This window comes from Kocuria salsicia (assembly GCF_039532055.1).
Lineage (GTDB): Bacteria > Actinomycetota > Actinomycetes > Actinomycetales > Micrococcaceae > Kocuria > Kocuria salsicia.
In genome coordinates, this window is sequence record NZ_BAAARF010000003.1 from 227,203 (window position 1) to 245,783 (window position 18,581).

Sequence of the window (18,581 nt, forward strand, 5' to 3'; positions counted from 1 at the left end):
ATGGCTCGCACCACCTCCCTGTCCGGCTTCCCCGAATGGCTCCCGGAGGAGCGGATCGTGGAGCAGCACGTCCTCGACTCGCTGCGCCGCACCTTCGAGCTGCACGGGTTCACCTCGATCGAGACCCGCGCGGTCGAGACCGTCGAGCAGCTGCTGCGCAAGGGCGAGATCGACAAGGAGGTCTACGGCGTCTCGCGGCTGCAGCAGGACGAGGAGGACTCCTCCAAGGAGGGTGCGCTCGCGCTGCACTTCGACCTCACCGTGCCGTTCGCCCGCTACGTGGTGGAGAACAACGGATACCTCACCTTCCCGTTCCGCCGCTACCAGATCCAGAAGGTCTGGCGCGGCGAGCGCCCCCAGGAGGGCCGCGCGCGCGAGTTCACCCAGGCGGACGTGGACGTCGTCGGGGACGGCACCCTCCCGTTCCGCTACGACGTCGAGCTCGCCCTCGTGATGATCGACGCCCTGTCCGCATTGCCCATCCCCCCGTTCGTGCTGCGCGTCAACAACCGCAAGCTGGCTGAGGGCTTCTACCGCGGCATCGGCCTCGAGGACGCCCCCGCAGTGCTGCGGGAGATCGACAAGCTCGAGAAGATCGGTGCGGACGCCGTGGCCCGCAACCTCCAGGACGCCGTGGGCGCGAGCCCAGAGCAGGCACGGGCCGCGCTGGCACTCGCGGAGATCCGCACCGAGGACACTTCCTTCGTGGAGCAGGTGCGTGCCCTTGGCCAGACCAACGAGCTGCTTGAGGAGGGCCTCGCGGAGCTCGCGGAGGTCGTGGGGGAGGCCGCTCGCCGAGCGCCGGGCAAGGTGGTGGCAGACCTGTCGATCGCGCGCGGTCTCGACTACTACACGGGCACCGTCTACGAGACCGTCCTGGTCGGCCACGAGCAGCTCGGCTCGGTGTGCTCCGGCGGGCGGTACGAATCCCTCGCGAGCACCGGCAAGAAGAACTTCCCGGGCGTGGGCCTGTCCATCGGCGTGACCCGGCTGGTCACGCGCATCCTCTCGCAGAAGATGGCCTCCGCCTCCCGCTCCGTGCCCTCGGCCGTGCTCGTGGCCCTGAACGACGACGAGTCGTGGTCCGCCGCGCAGGACGTCGCAGGCGCCCTGCGCTCCCGGGGAATCGCCACCGAGGTGGCCGCCACGGCCCAGAAGTTCGGCAAGCAGATCCGCTACGCCGAGCGCCGGGGCATCCCGTTCGTGTGGTTCACCACGGTGGCGGAGGACGGCACGGTGGGCCACGAGGTCAAGGACATCCGCTCCGGCGAGCAGGTCCCGGCGGACCCGCAGTCGTGGCAGCCGCCCGTCGAGGACCTCCGCCCGGGCGTCGCCGCCGGGCCGGCCGACGACTGAGCCGCCGCGCGCTTGTAGACTCGCGGGAGACAACTCACCGGGCCGGGCGACGTCGTGCCCCGTGCCCGTGGCGCCGCGTGCGCGCGGCCCAGAGAACTCCGGGGACGTGCTCCCCGCACCACAACCAATGAAAAGGTGAATGCACTTGTTGCGAACACATGAGCTTGGCGCGCTGAGCGCCGAGAACATCGGACAGACCGTCACGCTGGCGGGCTGGGTCGGCCGCCGCCGGGACCACGGCGGCGTGGCGTTCGTGGACCTGCGGGACGCCTCCGGCGTGGCGCAGATCGTGGTGCGCGACGAGGAGCAGTTCCACCAGCTGCGCAACGAGTACGTCCTGCAGGTCACCGGCACCGTGGAGCGCCGCCCGGAGGGCAACGAGAACCCGAACCTGCCCTCGGGCGAGGTGGAGGTCATGGTGGACGAGCTCGCCGTGCTCAACACCGCCGCGCCCCTGCCGTTCCAGATCGACGAGCACGTGGAGGTGGGGGAGGAAGCGCGCCTGAAGTACCGCTACCTGGACCTGCGCCGCCCGGAGCCCGCCCGCATCATGCGGCTGCGCTCCGAGGTCAACCGCGTGGCCCGCAACCTGCTGCACGAGCAGGGCTTCACCGAGGTGGAGACGCCCACCCTCACCCGCTCCACCCCCGAGGGCGCGCGCGACTTCCTGGTTCCGGCGCGCCTGGCTCCGGGCTCGTGGTATGCCCTGCCGCAGTCCCCGCAGCTGTTCAAGCAGCTGCTGCAGGTGGGCGGGATCGAGAAGTACTTCCAGATCGCCCGCTGCTACCGGGACGAGGACTTCCGCGCGGACCGCCAGCCCGAGTTCACCCAGCTGGACGTCGAGGCCTCCTTCGTGGAGGAGGACGACATCATCGCCCTGGGCGAGCAGATCGTGAAGGCGCTGTGGGCGCTGATCGGCGTGGAGATCACCACCCCGATCCCGCGCATGACCTACGCGCAGGCCATGGCTGACTACGGCTCCGACAAGCCGGACCTGCGCTTCGACCTGAAGCTCACCGAGCTCACCGAGTACTTCAAGGACACCCCGTTCCGCGTGTTCCAGGCCCCGTACGTGGGTGCCGTGGTGATGCCCGGTGGTGCGTCCCAGCCGCGCCGTCAGCTCGACGCGTGGCAGGAGTGGGCCAAGCAGCGCGGCGCCAAGGGCCTCGCGTACGTCCTGTTCAAGGAGGACGGCGAGATCGCCGGACCGGTGGCCAAGAACATCTCCGAGGAGGAGAAGGCCGGACTGGCCGAGGCCGTGGGTGCAAAGCCGGGAGACTGCGTGTTCTTCGCCGCCGGCGGGGTCAAGACCTCCCGTGCACTGCTCGGAGCGGCGCGCGTGGAGATCGGTCACCGCGTGGGCCTGATCGACGAGAACGACTGGGCCTTCGTGTGGGTCGTGGACGCGCCCCTGTTCGAGCCGGCCGCCGACGCCGTGGAGTCCGGTGACGTGGCCGTGGGCTCCGGCGCCTGGACCGCGGTGCACCACGCGTTCACCTCGCCGAAGCCCGAATTCATGGACACGTTCGACACCGATCCCGGCTCCGCGCTGGCCTACGCCTACGACATCGTGTGCAACGGCAACGAGATCGGCGGCGGCTCCATCCGCATCCACCGCCGGGACGTGCAGGACCGGGTCTTCCGCGTGATGGGCCTGAGCGAGGAGGATGCCCGGGAGAAGTTCGGCTTCCTCCTGGACGCCTTCCAGTTCGGTGCGCCCCCGCACGGCGGCATCGCCTTCGGCTGGGATCGCGTGGTCGCGCTGCTCGCGGGCACCGACTCCATCCGCGACGTCATCGCGTTCCCCAAGACCGGCAACGGCTACGACCCGCTGACCGCCGCTCCCGCCGCGATCACGGCGCAGCAGCGCAAGGAGGCGGGCGTGGACGCCAAGCCCGAGCCCCGCACCTCCGGCGAGTCCAAGACCACCACGACCAACGAGAGCGGGCGGTAGTCGTCCAACCCGCTGAACAGCACACCGGCCGGAGCCTGATGGCCCTGGCCGGTGTGCTTCTGACTGCCTTCACCCTCCGACTCGGCGTCTCCGGGGTGTCCCCGGTGCTCGAACGCCTCTCCACCGACCTGCACCTCACCGCAGCGAACACGGGTGTGCTCGCCATGATGCCCACCCTGGGCTTCGCGCTGACGGGCTTCCTCACCGCGTTCCTGATGCGCCGCATGGGGCTCGAGGCGCTGCTGATGCTCTCGTGCGCCCTGGCCGCTGCGGGTCTGGTGGCGCGCGCCCTGTGCACGGACGTCATCCTGTTCCTCGTGTTCACGTTCGTGGCCATGTGCGGTCTGGGCATCGGCAACGTGGCGCTGCCGCCGGTGATCAAGAAGTACTTCCCGAACCGGATCGCGCCGCTCACGGCCGTGTACTCGATGCTGCTGGGAGTGTCCACGGCAATGGCCCCGTTCTTCGCGGTCCCGATCGCCGACGCCGCGGGGTGGCGTGCGTCCGTGGGGTCCTGGGCGGTCTTCTCCGCGGCGGCGCTCGTTCCCTGGCTCGTGGTCTGGCTCGGCGTCCGCTGGCCGCGGCCCGCCCGCGTCCTGGGCGCCTCCGAGCTGGCCGAGGTCCCCGTCCCGGGCGTCACCGCCCCCGCGGCGGGCCCCGGGCGGGCCTCCCCGTGGCGCACCCGCGTGGGCTGGGGGGTGGTGCTGATGTTCGTGGGCACCTCGTCCAACACGTTCGCGATGTTCGCGTGGCTTCCCCGCTTCGTGGTGGACGCCGGCTTCTCGGAGCACGAGGCCGGCGCGATGCTCTCCTTCTACGCGATCCTCGGCCTGCCAGTGAGCCTCGTGGTCCCGCTGCTGGTGCGCCGCACGGGCAACACCCTCGTGCCCGGGCTGTGCGCCGTGCTGCTGTACGGCACCGGATACCTCGCGCTGCTGCTGTGGCCCCGGGAGGTGCTGGGCGGCCTGCCGCTGGTGTGGGTGTGGATCACGATCGCCGCGCTCGGCCAGGCGTCCTTCCCGCTCGCGCTGTCGCTGATCAACATCCGCACCCGCACCACCGCGGGCGCCGGCGCCCTCTCCGGCTTCGGCCAGGGCCTGGGCTACCTGGCGGGCTGCGCCGGGCCGCTGATGTTCGGCCTGCTCTTCGGGGCCACGGGCAACTGGTGGACGTCGTTCGGGTACCTCTGGCTCATGCTCGGGGTGCTCACCGTGGGTGTGCTGATGACCGCCCGGCACCGCTTCATGGAGGACGCGAGCCCGCGGTAGGCACGACGACGCCGCCCGCGCCCCGCGGCGTCGTCGCCACCGGTTCCGGACGGGGTTCCGGGTGTGGTGGAGTGGTGGCATGAGAATCGTGCTGCAAGTGGTGACGGGTGCCCGGGTCACGGTCGAGGACCTCACGGTCGGGGAGATCGACGGGCCGGGGCTTGCACTGCTCGTGGGGATCACCCACACGGACACCCCCGCCACGGCACAGAAGCTCGCCGCGAAGATCGCCGGGCTGCGGGTGCTGCCGGGGGAGACCTCCTGCGAGGACAGCGGCGCGCCCGTGCTGGCCGTGAGCCAGTTCACCCTCTACGGGGACGTGCGCAGGGGTCGGCGGCCCTCGTGGACGGACGCCGCCCCGGCAGCGTTGAGCGAGCCGCTGTTCGACGCGTTCGTCGCCGCGCTGCGCGAGCGTGGCCTGACGGTGGAGACCGGCCGGTTCGGGGCGCACATGGCGGTCTCCCTGGTCAACGACGGGCCCATCACGCTCGTGGTGGACAGCGACGACCTGCAGCGCCCGCGCCGCGACTGACGCCCGGAACGGGCTCGTGTGCGTGTCCGGGTCGGGCAGTAGGGTCGAAGCGTGAGCGACTCCCTGTTCGACCTGCCGGACCCCGCACGCGGCGGCCGGGCGCACGCCAACGACCCCGCGTTCCCGGAGCCCTCGGCCGCTTCCGGGGGTTCTGCCTCGGAGCACGGGCGGCGCCGCTCCCGCGCACCCCTGGCCGTGCGGATGCGACCGCGCACCCTCGACGAGGTCGTGGGCCAGAAGCACCTGCTGCGCACCGGCTCCCCGCTGCGCGCGCTCGTCACGGGACTCACGGGTCCTGCCGCGCCGTCCTCGGTGATCCTGTGGGGCCCACCAGGAACGGGCAAGACCACCATCGCCCACGTGATCGCGCGAGGCCACGACACCACTTTCGTGGAGCTCTCCGCCGTCACGGCCGGGGTGAAGGACGTCCGGCGGGTCATGGACGAGGCGCTGACCGCGCGGGACCTTCACGGGCGCACCACCGTGCTGTTCCTGGACGAGATCCATCGCTTCACCAAAGCCCAGCAGGACGCCCTGCTGCCCGGTGTGGAGAACGGGTGGGTGGTCCTGGTGGCCGCGACCACCGAGAACCCGTCCTTCTCCGTGATCTCCCCGCTGCTCTCCCGGTCACTGCTGCTCACCCTGCAGCCCCTGGAGCGCTCCGACATCGGCGAGCTGCTCGAGCGTGCTGTCACGGAGCCTCGCGGGCTCGACGGTGCCGTGCGGCTGGACCCCGCTGCGCGCGAGCACCTGCTTGACGTGGCCGGCGGGGACGCCCGCAAGGCGCTGACCTCGCTCGAGGCGGCGGCCGCAGTGGCGCTCTCCCATGCCACGGACTGCTCCGCCGCAGCGGCCACGGACGGCGCTGGGAGAGCAGGCAACGGCACCGGGGCGCGCGAGAGGGCCGTGGGATACGACGAGGCCGGGGAACCGGTGGGGGTCGGAGCGGACGGCGGGGCCGCCGGCAGCGGTGGGACGGGGACGAGCGGACAGACCGGAGCAAGCCGTGGGACCGGGGAGGGCAGCGGCGTCACCCGGGAAGATACGGACGGGCGGGCCGCAGCCCCGCCCACGGTGACCCTCGCGGACGCCGAGGAGGCCGTGAACCGGGCGGCGGTGCGCTACGACAAGACGGGCGACCAGCACTACGACGTGGTGAGCGCGTTCATCAAGTCCATTCGAGGCTCGGACGTGGACGCCGCGATGCACTACCTCGCCCGGATGATCGAGGCGGGGGAGGACCCTCGGTTCATCGCACGCCGGCTCATCATCTCCGCGTCCGAGGACATCGGGATGGCTGATCCCACGGCACTGCAGACCGCCGTGGCGGCGGCACAGGCCGTGCAGCTGATCGGCATGCCAGAGGGCCGGATCCCCTTGGCGGAGGCGGTCGTGCACCTCGCCACCGCCCCCAAGTCCAACGCCGCGTACCTCGCGGTGGACGCCGCCATCGCGGACGTGCGAGCCGGCCGCGCCGGGCCCGTGCCGCCGCACCTGCGCGACGCCCACTACCCCGGGGCCGCCGCGCTCGGCCACGGAGCGCACTACGTCTACGCCCACGACGCCCCCAACGCCGTCGCCGCCCAGCAGTACCCTCCCGACGAGCTCGTGGGCCGCGACTACTACGCACCCACCCAGTTCGGCCACGAGAAGAACGTGACCAGGCGACTGGAGATCCTGCGCGGGCTCGTGCGCGGCACCGGCGGCGGGTAGCGGCGGGTCCCGCGGCCGCGGGACACCCCCGGGGCCCGGGCACCGCGCGACATCCCGGCTGCCGGGTCCCCGGTTGTTCCCGTGCCGTTGCACGCGGACTATCGTGAACGTGGCCCTACAACCTCAACCGGCAACCCCTTGGTAGACAGGAGCGGCAACCGTGCCACTGACCTCACTGAACGCACAGCAACGCAGCGACGACCTGCGAGACATGGCGGAGCACCCCGTGGACGTCCTAGTCATCGGCGGCGGCATCACGGGCGCAGGGATCGCGCTCGACGCCGCCACCCGGGGCCTCTCGACCGCCATCATCGACGCGCAGGACTGGGCCCAGGGCACTTCCTCGCGCTCCTCGAAGCTCGTCCACGGCGGCCTCCGCTACCTGCAGCAGCTCAACTTCGCCCTCGTGGCAGAGGCGCTGAAGGAGCGAGACCTGCTAATGCACCGCATCGCCCCGCACCTGGTCAAGCCCATCCAGTTCATGTACCCCCTGGTGCACAAGGGCTGGGAGCGCCCGTTCGTGGCCACCGGCATCGGCATGTACGATGCCCTGGCCCACGTGGGCGCCAAGGGCGAGTCCATGCCCCTGCAGCGCCACCTCAGCGCGCAGGGCGTGCGCCGCACCTTCCCCTCGCTGAAGGACGACGCCGCCGTGGGCGCCATCGTCTACTGGGACGGGCGTGTGGACGACGCCCGCCTGACCCTCGACCTCGTGCGCACCGCCCAGCGCTACGGCGCGCTCGCGGCCAACCGTGCGGCGGCCCGCAAACTGGTCCGTGACGAGACGGGCCGCGTGGTCGGCGCACTCGTGGAGGACATCACCACCGGTGAGACCCGCGAGGTGCGCGCCAAGGCCGTGATCTCCGCAGCCGGTGTGTGGACCGAGCCCGTGCAGGACCTCGCCGAGTCCAAGACCGGCCTGAAGGTGCTGGCCTCCAAGGGCATCCACATCGTGGTGCCGAAGGAGCGTCTGAGCGGCACCACGGGGCTGATCCTGCAGACCGAGAAGTCCGTGCTGTTCATCATCCCGTGGGACGACTACTGGGTCATCGGGACTACCGACACCCCGTACGAACGGGACCTCGTGACACCCACCGCCAACGCTGCGGACGTCGAGTACGTCCTCGAGCACGCCAACGCTGTGCTGCGGGACCCCCTGACCGTGGACGACGTCATCGGCACGTGGGCCGGGCTTCGTCCGCTCGTGCAGCCGGGAACCAAGGGCGAGGAGACCCCCTCGACCAAGATCTCCCGCGAGCACTCCGTGGTGGAGTCCGCGCCCGGGCTGTTCGCAATCGCCGGCGGCAAGCTGACCACCTACCGCGTGATGGCCAAGGACGCCGTGGACGCGGCCCTGGGCAAGAAGGCCGCCAAGAAGCTGCCGTCGATCACCGACGAGGTGGCACTGCTGGGCGCACAGGGCTGGTCCGGGCTGATGAACCAGGCCGAGCACCTCTCCCGGCGCACGGGCGTGGACCAGGTGGTCATCGAGCGACTGCTCAACCGCTACGGGGACGAGACCCTCGAGATGCTGGACGTCGTGGCCGAGCACCCCGAGCTGGGTGAGCCCGTGGAGGGCGCACCGCGCTACCTCGCGGTTGAAATCCATCGTGCGGCAACCCACGAGGGCGCCCTGGACCTCGAGGACGTCATCTGCCGGCGCACCCACCTGAACTACGACCAGCGCGACGGCGGGCTGGGCGCCGCCCCGGCGATCGCCCGCATCATGGGCGAAGTCCTCGGCTGGGACGAGGCCGAGCAGGCCCGTCAGGTGGAGCTCTACACGCAGCTGCACGAGGCCGAGCGGGCCGCGCTGCGGGAGACGGACGAGAACAGCGCGCAGCAGCTGCGCGCTGGTGCGGGCGATCCGTACCCCCGCCGGGGCTGATCACAGATCTCGGGCCCGGAACTCCTCCGGGCCCCCGACCATCCAATGGAGGGTGCAGTGAATGAAGTGACCGAGGTCGCGTTGTCCACCGTTTTCTTGTCCGAGGCGTTCGGCACGGCGATCCTGATGCTGCTGGGCTGCGGTGTGGTGGCCAACGTGGTCCTGCCCCGGACCAAGGGCAACGGCGCCGACTGGCTGCTGATCAGCTTTGGCTGGGGGCTCGCAGTGTTCTCGGGCGTCTACGTGGCGCACGCGTCCGGGGCGCACCTGAATCCGGCGGTGACCATCGGCATGCTGGCACGTCACAACGCGGAGTACGCCCCGGGCGTCACCATCACCCCGGCGAGCACCGTGGTGTACCTGGTGGCGCAGTTCCTGGGCGGTTTCGTGGGTGCCCTCGTGTGCTGGCTAGCCTACAAGAAGCACTTCGACGCGGCGGGTGAGGAGGGCGTCGCGACGATCGGCGTCTTCTCCACCGGTCCGGAGATCCGCAGCTACGGCTGGAACTTCGTCACCGAGGTCATCGCCACGTTCGTGCTCGTCTACGTGATCCTCGTCTTCGGCGAGACCCCCAGTGAGCTCGGCCCCCTCGCCGTCGCGATGCTCGTTGTGGCCATCGGCGCCTGCCTCGGCGGACCCACGGGCTACGCGATCAACCCTGCACGTGACCTCAGCCCGCGCCTCGTGCACACGTTGCTGCCCATTCCGAATAAGGTGAGCAGCGACTGGTCCTACAGCTGGGTCCCGGTCCTGGGCCCGCTCGTGGGCGGCGCCCTCGCCGGTGTCGCGGCCATGGTCATCGGCTGACCCGCGCCACCCAGCAGGCAACACACTTTTTGACAAAGGAGTCAGACATGACCGAACCCAAGCACGTGATGGCGATCGACCAGGGCACCACCAGCACCCGCGCGATCGTCTTCGACCACTCGGGCAACATCGTGGGCGTGGGCCAGTACGAGCACGAGCAGATCTTCCCCCGCGCTGGGTGGGTGGAGCACGATGCCCAGGAGATCTGGCGCAACACCCGCCGCTGCGTGGCGGACGCGCTCGCGGAGACCGAGCTCACCAAGGACGACCTCGCGGCGGTGGGCATCACCAACCAGCGCGAGACCGCCGTCGTGTGGGACAAGAACACCGGTGAGCCCGTCTACCACGCGATCGTGTGGCAGGACACCCGCACGCAGGCCATCGTGGACGAGTTTGCGAAGGACGGCGGGGACGAGAAGTTCCGGGAGCTCACCGGCCTCCCCCTGGCGAGCTACTTCGCGGGCCCGAAGGTCAAGTGGATCCTGGACAATGTCGAGGGCGCGCGGGAGAAGGCCGAGGCCGGGGACCTGCTCTTCGGCACCACTGACAGCTGGCTCGTGTGGAACATGACCGGCGGTAGCGGGGACGGCGTCCACGTCACGGACGTGACCAACGCCTCCCGCACCCTGCTCATGAACATCGACACCCTCGACTGGAACGAGGAGCTGTGCGAGACCATGGGCATTCCGATGTCCATGCTCCCGGAGATCCGCTGCAGCAGCGAGGTCTACGGCAAGGGCCGTGCCCGCGGATTCCTCAAGGGCGTGCCGATCGCCGGCATCCTGGGTGACCAGCAGGCGGCCATGTTCGGTCAGACCTGCTTCGAGCCGGGCATGGGCAAGAACACGTACGGCACGGGCAGCTTCCTGCTCATGAACGTGGGGGAGACCCCGGTGCGCTCGGAGTACGGGCTCATCACCACGGTCTGCTACCAGATCGAGGGCCAGAAGCCGGTCTACGCCCTGGAGGGCTCCATCGCCGTCACAGGTTCGCTGGTGCAGTGGGTGCGCGACAACCTGGGCCTGATCCAGGACGCCAAGGAGATCGAGCCCCTCGCCCGGGCCGTGGAGGACAACGGTGGCGCGTACTTCGTGCCGGCGTTCTCCGGGCTCTTCGCGCCGCACTGGCGCCCTGACGCCCGCGGTGCCCTGGTGGGTCTCACCCGCTACGTGCGCAAGGAACACATTGCCCGCGCCGTCCTGGAGGCCACCGCGTTCCAGTCCCGCGAGGTCGTGGAGGCCATGAACAATGACTCCAAGCAGGACCTCACGGAGCTGCGCGTGGACGGCGGCATGACCGCCAACGAGCTGCTCATGCAGTTCCAGGCGGACCAGCTGGACGTTCCCGTGATCCGCCCGAAGATCACGGAGACCACGGCTCTCGGTGCCGCCTACGCGGCGGGCCTCGCGGTGGGGTTCTGGGCGGACCTGGACGAGATCACCCAGAACTGGGCGGAGGACAAGCGCTGGGAGCCGGAAGGGGACCGCGCGGAGGAGGACAGGCTCTTCCGCAACTGGACGAAGGCCGTGGGCAAGTCCCTCGACTGGGTGGACGAGGACGTCAGCTGAATCGGATATAGTGGACGGCTGGCTGGCACGTCGCGTTGCGGCATGCCCTCGGACGGTGAACACTCACCGCCCCGGGCTGCTGCGCGGACGCTAGGCACGTCGGATTGCGGCTGATCCGCACCTCTCCCGCGGGAACCACTTTCCGCGCCGGAGGCCAGTACCACCCAGAACGGAGCACGGGCCCCGCCCGTGCACCGTCGAACCGCAGGAAAGGCAAGTCTTGTCCCAGAACAACAGTTCTCGTGCGCGCCGCCAGGTGCGCAAGTCTCGTGCCCTCGGCATCGCCCTGACGCCCAAGGCCGAGAAGTACTTCGAGCGCCGCCCGTATGCTCCCGGTGAGCACGGCCGTGCCCGCCGCAAGCAGGACTCGGACTACAAGGTCCGTCTGACCGAGAAGCAGCGACTGCGTGCGCAGTACAACATCCGCGAGAAGCAGATGCACCGTGCCTACGTCGAGGCCAAGCGCGTCGAAGGCCAGACCGGTGAAAACCTCATCGCTCTGCTCGAGACCCGTCTGGACGCCCTGGTGCTGCGTGCGGGCTTCGTGCGCACGATGGCTGCCGCGCGCCAGGCTGTGGTCCACCGCCACATCATGGTGGACGGCCAGCGCGTGGACCGTCCCTCGTTCCGCGTGCGCCCGGGTCAGATGATCCACGTGCACCCGCGCTCCGAGAAGATGGTCCCGTTCCAGATCGCCGCGACGGGTGCGAACCAGGATGTTCTGCCGAACACCCCGCCGTACCTGGACGTGACGATCGACCGGCTGCAGGCCACGCTCTCGCGCAAGCCCGAGCGCTCCGAGGTCCCCGTGACCTGTGAAGAGCAGCTCGTGGTCGAGTACTACGCCCGGATGGCCTGATCCTCCGAGCGCCACGCCGCCCCCTGGGGCGGCGGACGGACAGCCCGCGACCCCGGTCGCGGGCTGTTCGCCGTCTGCGGCACGGTTCGCCGAGCGACGCGGGTTGTTGGGTAGAGTTGCCAGTCGGTCGGCGTTGCTCGCCGGCACCCAGATCGTCGAGTTCGAACGGAAGAAGTGATCCCCATGGACGGTGGCGATATCGCCGGATTGATCGCGGCATTCGTCTTCGCGGTGCTGGTGGGCCTGCTCGCACTGCCCATCGTCAAGCTCGGTCGTGTCTTTGACGAACTCCGGCTGACCATCCGCTCGATCAACGACGGCACCACACCGCTGATCGACGAGGTCACGCGCACCGTGAGCACCACCAACACGCAGCTGGAGAAGGTGGACGGCATCACCTCGAACGTCTCGGACGCCTCCGCGAACGTCTCGGCCCTGTCCTCGCTCGTGGCCTCCACGGTGGGGCAGCCCCTGATCAAGGTGGCGTCCTTCTCGCACGGGCTGCGCCGGGCCTTCTCCCCGCAGCCTGGCCCTGCGGGGGCGCCCCGCACGGCGCCCACCGCAGGCTCCCCGGGCGACGCGAACGCCTCGAACCCCTCGACCGCCCGGCCGGAGGGTTCCGCACCCACGTCGGGGGCCGGTGACCGGCCCGCAGGCGACGCCGCGGCGTCGGGAACCGCGCGTGCCTCCCGCTACGGGACGTCCGCTTCCGGGGCTCCCGGTCCCTCCGCGACGTCGGGGCCCCGTTCCACCGGATCGGGGAGCTGAGCGTGGGAGTCTGGTCGAAACTCGCCCTGCTCGCCGCGGGTGCCCTCATGGGGGGCGCCGCCACGCGGGTCGCCTCGGATCCCACCGCGCGCCAGGTCCTCGCACGCCAGGTCTCCGGCGGCGCGCCTGCCGCAGAGGACACCGGCGGAACCCTTGCGGCCAGGACTGCGGGGGACGTCGAGCGCCGCCCCGAGTCCGGCCCCGTGGCCCTGCTGCGCGGCGGTGCCCGGCGGCTGCGTCAGTTCACGGCCCGTGTGCGCGCCGGCATGGACGAGCGCGAGAGCGAGCTGCGGGAGCAGTTTGGCGTGCGCTCACCCATGGACCACACGGCGAACCACTCCGGCGACGATGCCGTGGCCCCTGCCGGGGCGCCGTGGCACGCCGTCGACCCCCGTCCCTCGACCGGTCCCGGGCACACCGGGCACCGGATCATCGACCATGACCCTTCGGAAGGAAACGAGCGGTAATGCTCTCTCATGAGATCACCCAGCGCTGGCTGAGCTACTTCGAGGCGAAGGGGCACCAGGTGGTGCCCTCGGCCTCCCTCGTCTCGCAGCAGTCCGGGGCCATGTTCACCATCGCCGGGATGGTGCCCTTCATCCCGTATTTCCTGGGCCAGGAGACCCCGCCCTACTCGCGGGCCACGTCCGTGCAGAAGTGCATCCGCACCCTGGACATCGACGAGGTGGGCAAGACCGCCCGCCACGGCACGTTCTTCCAGATGGCCGGCAACTTCTCCTTCGGCGACTACTTCAAGTCCGAGGCGATCCCGATGGCCTGGGAGCTGCTGACCTCCGCCGTGGCGGACGGCGGGTTCGGGCTGGACCCCGAGCGGCTGTGGGTCACGGTGTACGAGGGGGACCAGGAGTCCTACGACCTGTGGCACGACACCGTGGGCCTTCCCGCCCAGCGGATCCAGCGCATGGGCCGGGACGAGAACTACTGGGACACGGGCCAGCCCGGCCCCGCCGGTCCGGACTCGGAGATCTTCTACGACCGCGGTCCGCGCTACGGCAAGGACGGCGGTCCGGCGGTGGACGACGACCGCTACATCGAGATCTGGAACCTCGTGTTCATGCAGTACCAGCGCGGCGAGGGCAACGGCAAGGACTACGAGATCCTGGGCGAGCTGCCCAAGAAGAACATTGACACCGGTCTGGGCGTCGAGCGCCTGGCCATGCTGCTGCAGGGCGTGGAGAACTTCTACGAGACCGACCAGGTCCGCCCCGTGCTCGATGCCGCCGCGAAGCTCTCCGGACGCGCGTACCGCGGCTCCGAGAAGCCGGGGGAGGAGGGCTACGAGGACGACGTACGCATGCGCGTCGTCGCCGACCACGTCCGTTCCTCCCTCATGCTCATCGCGGACGGCGTGACCCCGGGCAACGAGGGCCGCGGCTACATCCTGCGCCGGCTGCTGCGCCGCGCGGTGCGTGCCATGCGCCTGCTGGGCGTCACGGACCCCTGCCTGCCGGTGCTGCTGCCGGAGTCCCGAGACGCCATGAAGGGCGTGTACCCGGTGGTCGCGGAGGACTTCGAGCGGATCTCCCGGATCGCGTACGCCGAGGAGCGTGCGTTCCTGAAGACCATCGAGTCCGGCACCACGCGCCTTGAGGGCGCCGTGGCTGTGGCGAAGGGCGAGAAGCGCGCACTCAGCGGCGCGGACGCCTTCGCCCTTCACGACACGTTCGGCTTCCCGATCGACCTCACCCTCGAGATGGCCGGTGAGGCCGGGGTGAGCGTGGACGAGACCGCGTTCCGCGAGCTCATGGCCGAGCAGCGCCACCGGGCCCAGGAGGACGCCCGCGCCAAGAAGGGCGCGCTGGCGGACCTCTCCGAGCTGCGGCGGATGCTCGACGAGCACGGCACCGAGTTCACCGGCTACACCGAGCTCGTCACCCCCACCACGGTGCGCGCCATCCTCTCGGACGGGGTTTCCGTCCCGGCGGCGAGCCAGGGCGAGAGCGTGGAGGTGGTGCTCGAGCGCACCCCGTTCTACGCGGAGGCCGGCGGCCAGGCGGCGGACGTCGGCGTGATCGAGAACTCTGACGGGCTGAAGCTGACCGTCGAGGACGTCCAGCAGCCGGTCAAGGGTCTGTCCGTGCACCGGGTGAAGGTCTCCGAGGGCCAGGTGGTCGTGGGGGATGAGGTCACCGCGCGCGTGGACTCCCGGCGCCGCCACGACGGCGAGGCCGCCCACTCGGGCACGCACGTGGTGCACGCTGCGCTGCACGACGTCCTCGGGCCCGACGCGGTCCAGCGCGGCTCCTTCAACAAGGAGGGCTACCTGCGCTTCGACTTCTCCCACGGGGAGGCCGTCACGGCGTCCCAGCTGCAGGAGATCGAGCAGATCGCGAACACGGCCATCCGCGACGACTTCGAGGTCGTCACCCGCGAGATGCCCCTCGCAGAGGCCAAGAAGCTGGGCGCGATGTCCCTGTTCGGCGAGAAGTACGGGGAGCAGGTGCGCGTGGTCGAGATGAACGGCCCGTGGTCCCGTGAGCTGTGCGGCGGAACGCACGTGGGCTCGACCTCCCAGCTCGGCTCGCTGTCCCTGGTCTCGGAGCAGTCCGTGGGCTCGGGCAACCGCCGCGTCGAGGCGCTCGTGGGCCTGAACTCGTTCAACCACCTGGCCGCGGAGCGCACCCTCGTCAACCAGCTCACCGGGATGCTCAAGGTGCAGTCCAGCGCGGAGCTGCCCGAGCGGCTCTCGGCCACGCTGGAGAAGCTCAAGGAGACAGAGCGGCAGCTGAGCGCCCTGCGCCAGCAGCAGCTGCAGGCGAAGGCCGGGCAGCTGGCCCAGGAAGCAGAGCGGGTGGGACGCGTCACGGCCGTGCTTCACCACGCCGGGGAGGTCGCCTCCGCAGACGCCCTGCGTAGCCTCGCGCTGGACCTGCGGACCCGGCTGGGTTCGGAGCCCGCGGTTGCCGCGGTGACGGGCGTGGCCAACGGCCGTCCGCTCGTCGTCGTGGCCGTCAACGACGCCGCTCGGGAGGCCGGTCTCGCAGCGGGACAGCTCGTGCGCACGGCGGCGACCACGCTCGGCGGTGGCGGGGGTGGCAAGCCCGACGTTGCCCAGGGCGGCGGCTCGGACCCCTCGAAGGTCTCCGAGGCGCTCGAGGCGATCCGCGCCCAGATCCTGGCCACCGCGGGCTGATGCCTGAGGGCTTCGAGCGCGGCGTGCGCATGGGCGTGGACGTGGGCCAGGTCAGGGTTGGGATAGCCCTGACCGACCCGGAGTGCGTCCTGGCCACGCCGCACCAGACCCTGAAGCGCGATACGAACCCCCGCAAGGCCTTCGACGTGAAGATCATCACACGGCTGTGCGAGGAGCGGGACGTGGTCACCGTCTACGTGGGGTTGCCGCTGAGTCTGGACGGCGCGGAGAACCGCTCGACCCAGATGGCGCGCGATTACGCCGCAGCGCTCGTTCGTCGGCTAGGCTCACGGGGGTGCACCACCGCGGTGCGCCTGGTGGACGAGCGGCTTTCCACGGTGGCCGGGCACCGGGCGCTGTGGGACTCCGGGATCTCGCGGCGGCACCACATGGACAAGGTCGACCAGGCCGCGGCCGTGACGTTCCTGCAGTCGGCCGTCGAGCAGGGGCTGCGCACCGGGGCCGAGCCCGGGGACCCGGTCCAGGGCTGAGTACGAGCGGTATCGTGTCTGCCCGGGCCGCGGCAGGCCCGGGGGGAAACGAGAGACCACACCACACCACCAGAACGGCGGACGGAGACAATTCGTGAGCGATGAGCCGCGAGGCAACGGCACCGGAGACGGGACGCCCGACCACGGGTCCCACGGCGACGTGCGGAACTCTTCATCGGCCTCGGACCGGGATGCCACGTCGAACCTGGCGGGCTCGTTCGAGCACCACGACGTGACCCCGGAGCAGCGCAAGCGTCGCAAGGTGCGGTCGCGCGCGTCCCTCGCGACCGCCGTCGCCCTGTTCGTCGCAGCGCTGGTCGTGGTCGTGGCCGTGCTGGGGTCCGCCTTCGGGCTGTTCGAGCGCAAGGACTACCACGGCTCGGGCGACCAGGACGTCAGCTTCTCCGTCGCGGACGGCAGCACCACGGGCCAGATCGCCCAGGACCTGCAGTCGCAGGAAATCGTGGCGAACGCCTCGTACTTCGTCGAGAAGTTCCAGGACCGCTACCCGGAGGACTTCATCCAGCCGGGCACGTACGAGCTCAAGACCCACATGCCCGCGGACGACGTCGTCAGCGCCCTCATGGAGCGCGACGAGGCTTCGCACTACGCGGCCATCGCGAAGACCCAGCGCATGGATGACACATTCACCACGCTCAGCGAGGCCACCGGCCTCGACAAGTCCGAGTTCGAGAAGCTCTCCACCGAGAAGGCGAAGTTCGGTGTCCCGGACAAGTTCCCCAACCTCGAGGGCTGGCTGCACCCCGGCGAGTACCGCTTCCCGCTGGACGCCACGGCTGAGCAGATCATCCAGGAGATGGTCGACCGCACCAAGCAGACGTTGAAGGACAACGACGTCGCCGAGGACAAGTGGTTCGACGTGCTGACCATCGGGTCCATCGTGGAGTTCGAGGGCACACCCAAGATCTACCCGGCCGTGGCCGGCGCGATCGAGAACCGGATCAACAACCCGGACGGCGAGACGAGCGGTTTCATCCAGTCGGACGCCTCCGTGACGTACGGTCTGGGAAAGAAGACCGTGCACCTCACGGACGAGGAGAAGCGGGACAAGTCCAACCCGTACAACACGTACGCCAACCCGGGCCTGCCCGTGGGGCCCATCGGTTCTCCGAGCGACGAGGCCATCGCCGCGGCGGCAAAGCCCGAGAAGAACGACTACTACTACTGGGTGACCGTGAACCTCGACACCGGCGAGACCAAGTTCGCCAAGACCTACGAGGAGCACCAGAGGTACGTGGAGGAGTACCAGAAGTGGTGCTCCGACAACGACGGCAAGTGCTCCTGAGATGACGGCGACGCTCCACGCAGCGGTCCTCGGGCACCCCGTGGACCACTCGCTCTCACCAGCGCTGCACTCCGCGGCGTTCGAGGTACTGGGTCTGGACGCGGACTACGTCCGTCACGACGTCCCCGAGCAGCAGTGGGACGAGTTCTGGGCCGGGGCCCGTGCGTCGGGGCACTGGCGGGGGTTCTCCGTCACGATGCCCCTGAAGCCCTTCGCGGCTCGGGACGCGGAGCGTGTGACTCCTCTCACCCGTGCCCTCGGGGTGGCCAACACGCTCACGTTCGCTCAGGACGGGAGCGTGGCCGCGGACAACACGGACGTCATGGGCATCATGGCGGCCCTCGGCGCCGCGGGGGAGATCCCCGCCTCGCCGCGCGCCGTCGTCCTGGGCGGGGGTGCCACCGCGAGTGCCGCGGTGGCGGCGCTGCACGGGCTAGGCGCGGACTGCGTGGACGTGGCGGTGCGCACGGCTCAGCGGGCCGAGTCCCTGACCGCGGTGGCCGAGGCCCTGGGCACGAGCATCCGTGTGCTGCCGTGGGAGCAGGCGGGTGCCGCTCTGCACGGCGCGGACGTCGTGGTTGCCACCCTCCCGCCCCGCGGCGCGGACGAGCTGGCCCGGGGCTGGCGCGAGGAGCACCCGCGGGTGTCCGGTGTGCTGCTCGACGTCGCCTACGACCCGTGGCCCTCGGCCCTGGCGGCCGCGTGGCAGGACGCGGGCGGCGCCATTGCCCCCGGGGTCGATATGCTCATCTTCCAGGCGGTGGACCAGCTGCGCTGGTTCACGCAGGGGGACTCGTCCCGCGCGCTGCCCCGCGAGAACGAGGTCACCGCAGCCATGTGCCGGGCGGTGGAGCGCCCGGAGCGTGTCGTCCCGGCGCGCGTCCGGCAGGCGCAGACCACGCGGCTCCCGCGCTGAC

Annotated in this window: 14 protein-coding genes and 1 pseudogene; all 15 read left to right on the forward strand. The window is 70.5% G+C overall.

The features are described 5' to 3' along the window. The 15 genes and pseudogenes from hisS (at window position 1) to ABD264_RS01160 (ending at window position 18,580) form a co-directional block, all read left to right on the forward strand. A complete protein-coding gene (gene hisS, locus ABD264_RS01090; protein ID WP_144942878.1) occupies window positions 1–1,356 on the forward strand; it encodes a histidine--tRNA ligase in 1,356 nt (451 codons plus the stop codon). 145 nt (window positions 1,357–1,501) lie between these two features. After that, window positions 1,502–3,310 (forward strand): aspartate--tRNA ligase, encoded by a 1,809-nt coding sequence (aspS, locus tag ABD264_RS01095; RefSeq protein ID WP_303105428.1) that lies wholly within the window; start codon window positions 1,502–1,504, stop codon window positions 3,308–3,310. A 38-nt stretch (window positions 3,311–3,348) separates the two neighbouring features. After that, window positions 3,349–4,578 (forward strand): MFS transporter, encoded by a 1,230-nt coding sequence (locus tag ABD264_RS01100; RefSeq protein ID WP_303105426.1) that lies wholly within the window; start codon window positions 3,349–3,351, stop codon window positions 4,576–4,578. Window positions 4,579–4,657: 79 nt separating this feature from the next. Then, complete coding sequence (gene dtd, locus ABD264_RS01105) at window positions 4,658–5,110, forward strand: D-aminoacyl-tRNA deacylase (protein WP_126875077.1); 453 nt, start codon at window positions 4,658–4,660, stop codon at window positions 5,108–5,110. A gap of 51 nt (window positions 5,111–5,161) precedes the next feature. After that, a complete protein-coding gene (locus tag ABD264_RS01110; RefSeq protein ID WP_238694079.1) occupies window positions 5,162–6,823 on the forward strand; it encodes a replication-associated recombination protein A in 1,662 nt (553 codons plus the stop codon). Window positions 6,824–6,983: 160 nt separating this feature from the next. After that, complete coding sequence (locus ABD264_RS01115) at window positions 6,984–8,711, forward strand: glycerol-3-phosphate dehydrogenase/oxidase (RefSeq protein ID WP_303105421.1); 1,728 nt, start codon at window positions 6,984–6,986, stop codon at window positions 8,709–8,711. A 45-nt stretch (window positions 8,712–8,756) separates the two neighbouring features. Beyond that, the gene (locus ABD264_RS01120; RefSeq protein ID WP_186367291.1) at window positions 8,757–9,518 is read left to right on the forward strand and encodes an MIP/aquaporin family protein; all 762 of its coding nucleotides are present in this window, start codon (window positions 8,757–8,759) and stop codon (window positions 9,516–9,518) included. Window positions 9,519–9,565: 47 nt separating this feature from the next. Next, window positions 9,566–11,086: a glycerol kinase GlpK gene (gene glpK, locus ABD264_RS01125; protein ID WP_303105418.1), complete on the forward strand. Its 1,521-nt coding sequence runs from the start codon at window positions 9,566–9,568 to the stop codon at window positions 11,084–11,086. A gap of 220 nt (window positions 11,087–11,306) precedes the next feature. Beyond that, a complete protein-coding gene (gene rpsD / locus ABD264_RS01130; protein ID WP_144942884.1) occupies window positions 11,307–11,945 on the forward strand; it encodes a 30S ribosomal protein S4 in 639 nt (212 codons plus the stop codon). Window positions 11,946–12,128: 183 nt separating this feature from the next. Then, window positions 12,129–12,497, forward strand: a pseudogene (locus ABD264_RS01135) (DUF948 domain-containing protein); the annotation flags it as partial. A gap of 218 nt (window positions 12,498–12,715) precedes the next feature. Next, window positions 12,716–13,180 (forward strand): hypothetical protein, encoded by a 465-nt coding sequence (locus ABD264_RS01140; RefSeq protein ID WP_145010777.1) that lies wholly within the window; start codon window positions 12,716–12,718, stop codon window positions 13,178–13,180. Continuing rightward, on the forward strand, window positions 13,180–15,867 hold the full coding sequence (alaS, locus tag ABD264_RS01145) for an alanine--tRNA ligase (protein WP_303105415.1): 2,688 nt from the start codon (window positions 13,180–13,182) through the stop codon (window positions 15,865–15,867). The genes ABD264_RS01140 and alaS overlap by 1 nt, the downstream gene beginning before the upstream one ends. Continuing rightward, window positions 15,867–16,358 (forward strand): Holliday junction resolvase RuvX, encoded by a 492-nt coding sequence (ruvX, locus tag ABD264_RS01150; protein WP_094393884.1) that lies wholly within the window; start codon window positions 15,867–15,869, stop codon window positions 16,356–16,358. The genes alaS and ruvX overlap by 1 nt, the downstream gene beginning before the upstream one ends. Before the next feature lie 94 nt (window positions 16,359–16,452). Further along, window positions 16,453–17,664 carry an endolytic transglycosylase MltG gene (mltG, locus tag ABD264_RS01155; RefSeq protein ID WP_055084643.1) on the forward strand — a complete coding sequence of 404 codons (1,212 nt, stop codon included), beginning with the start codon at window positions 16,453–16,455 and terminating at the stop codon, window positions 17,662–17,664. 1 nt (window position 17,665) lies between these two features. Next, window positions 17,666–18,580 (forward strand): shikimate dehydrogenase family protein, encoded by a 915-nt coding sequence (locus tag ABD264_RS01160; RefSeq protein ID WP_126874996.1) that lies wholly within the window; start codon window positions 17,666–17,668, stop codon window positions 18,578–18,580. Window position 18,581 lies beyond the last annotated feature (1 nt).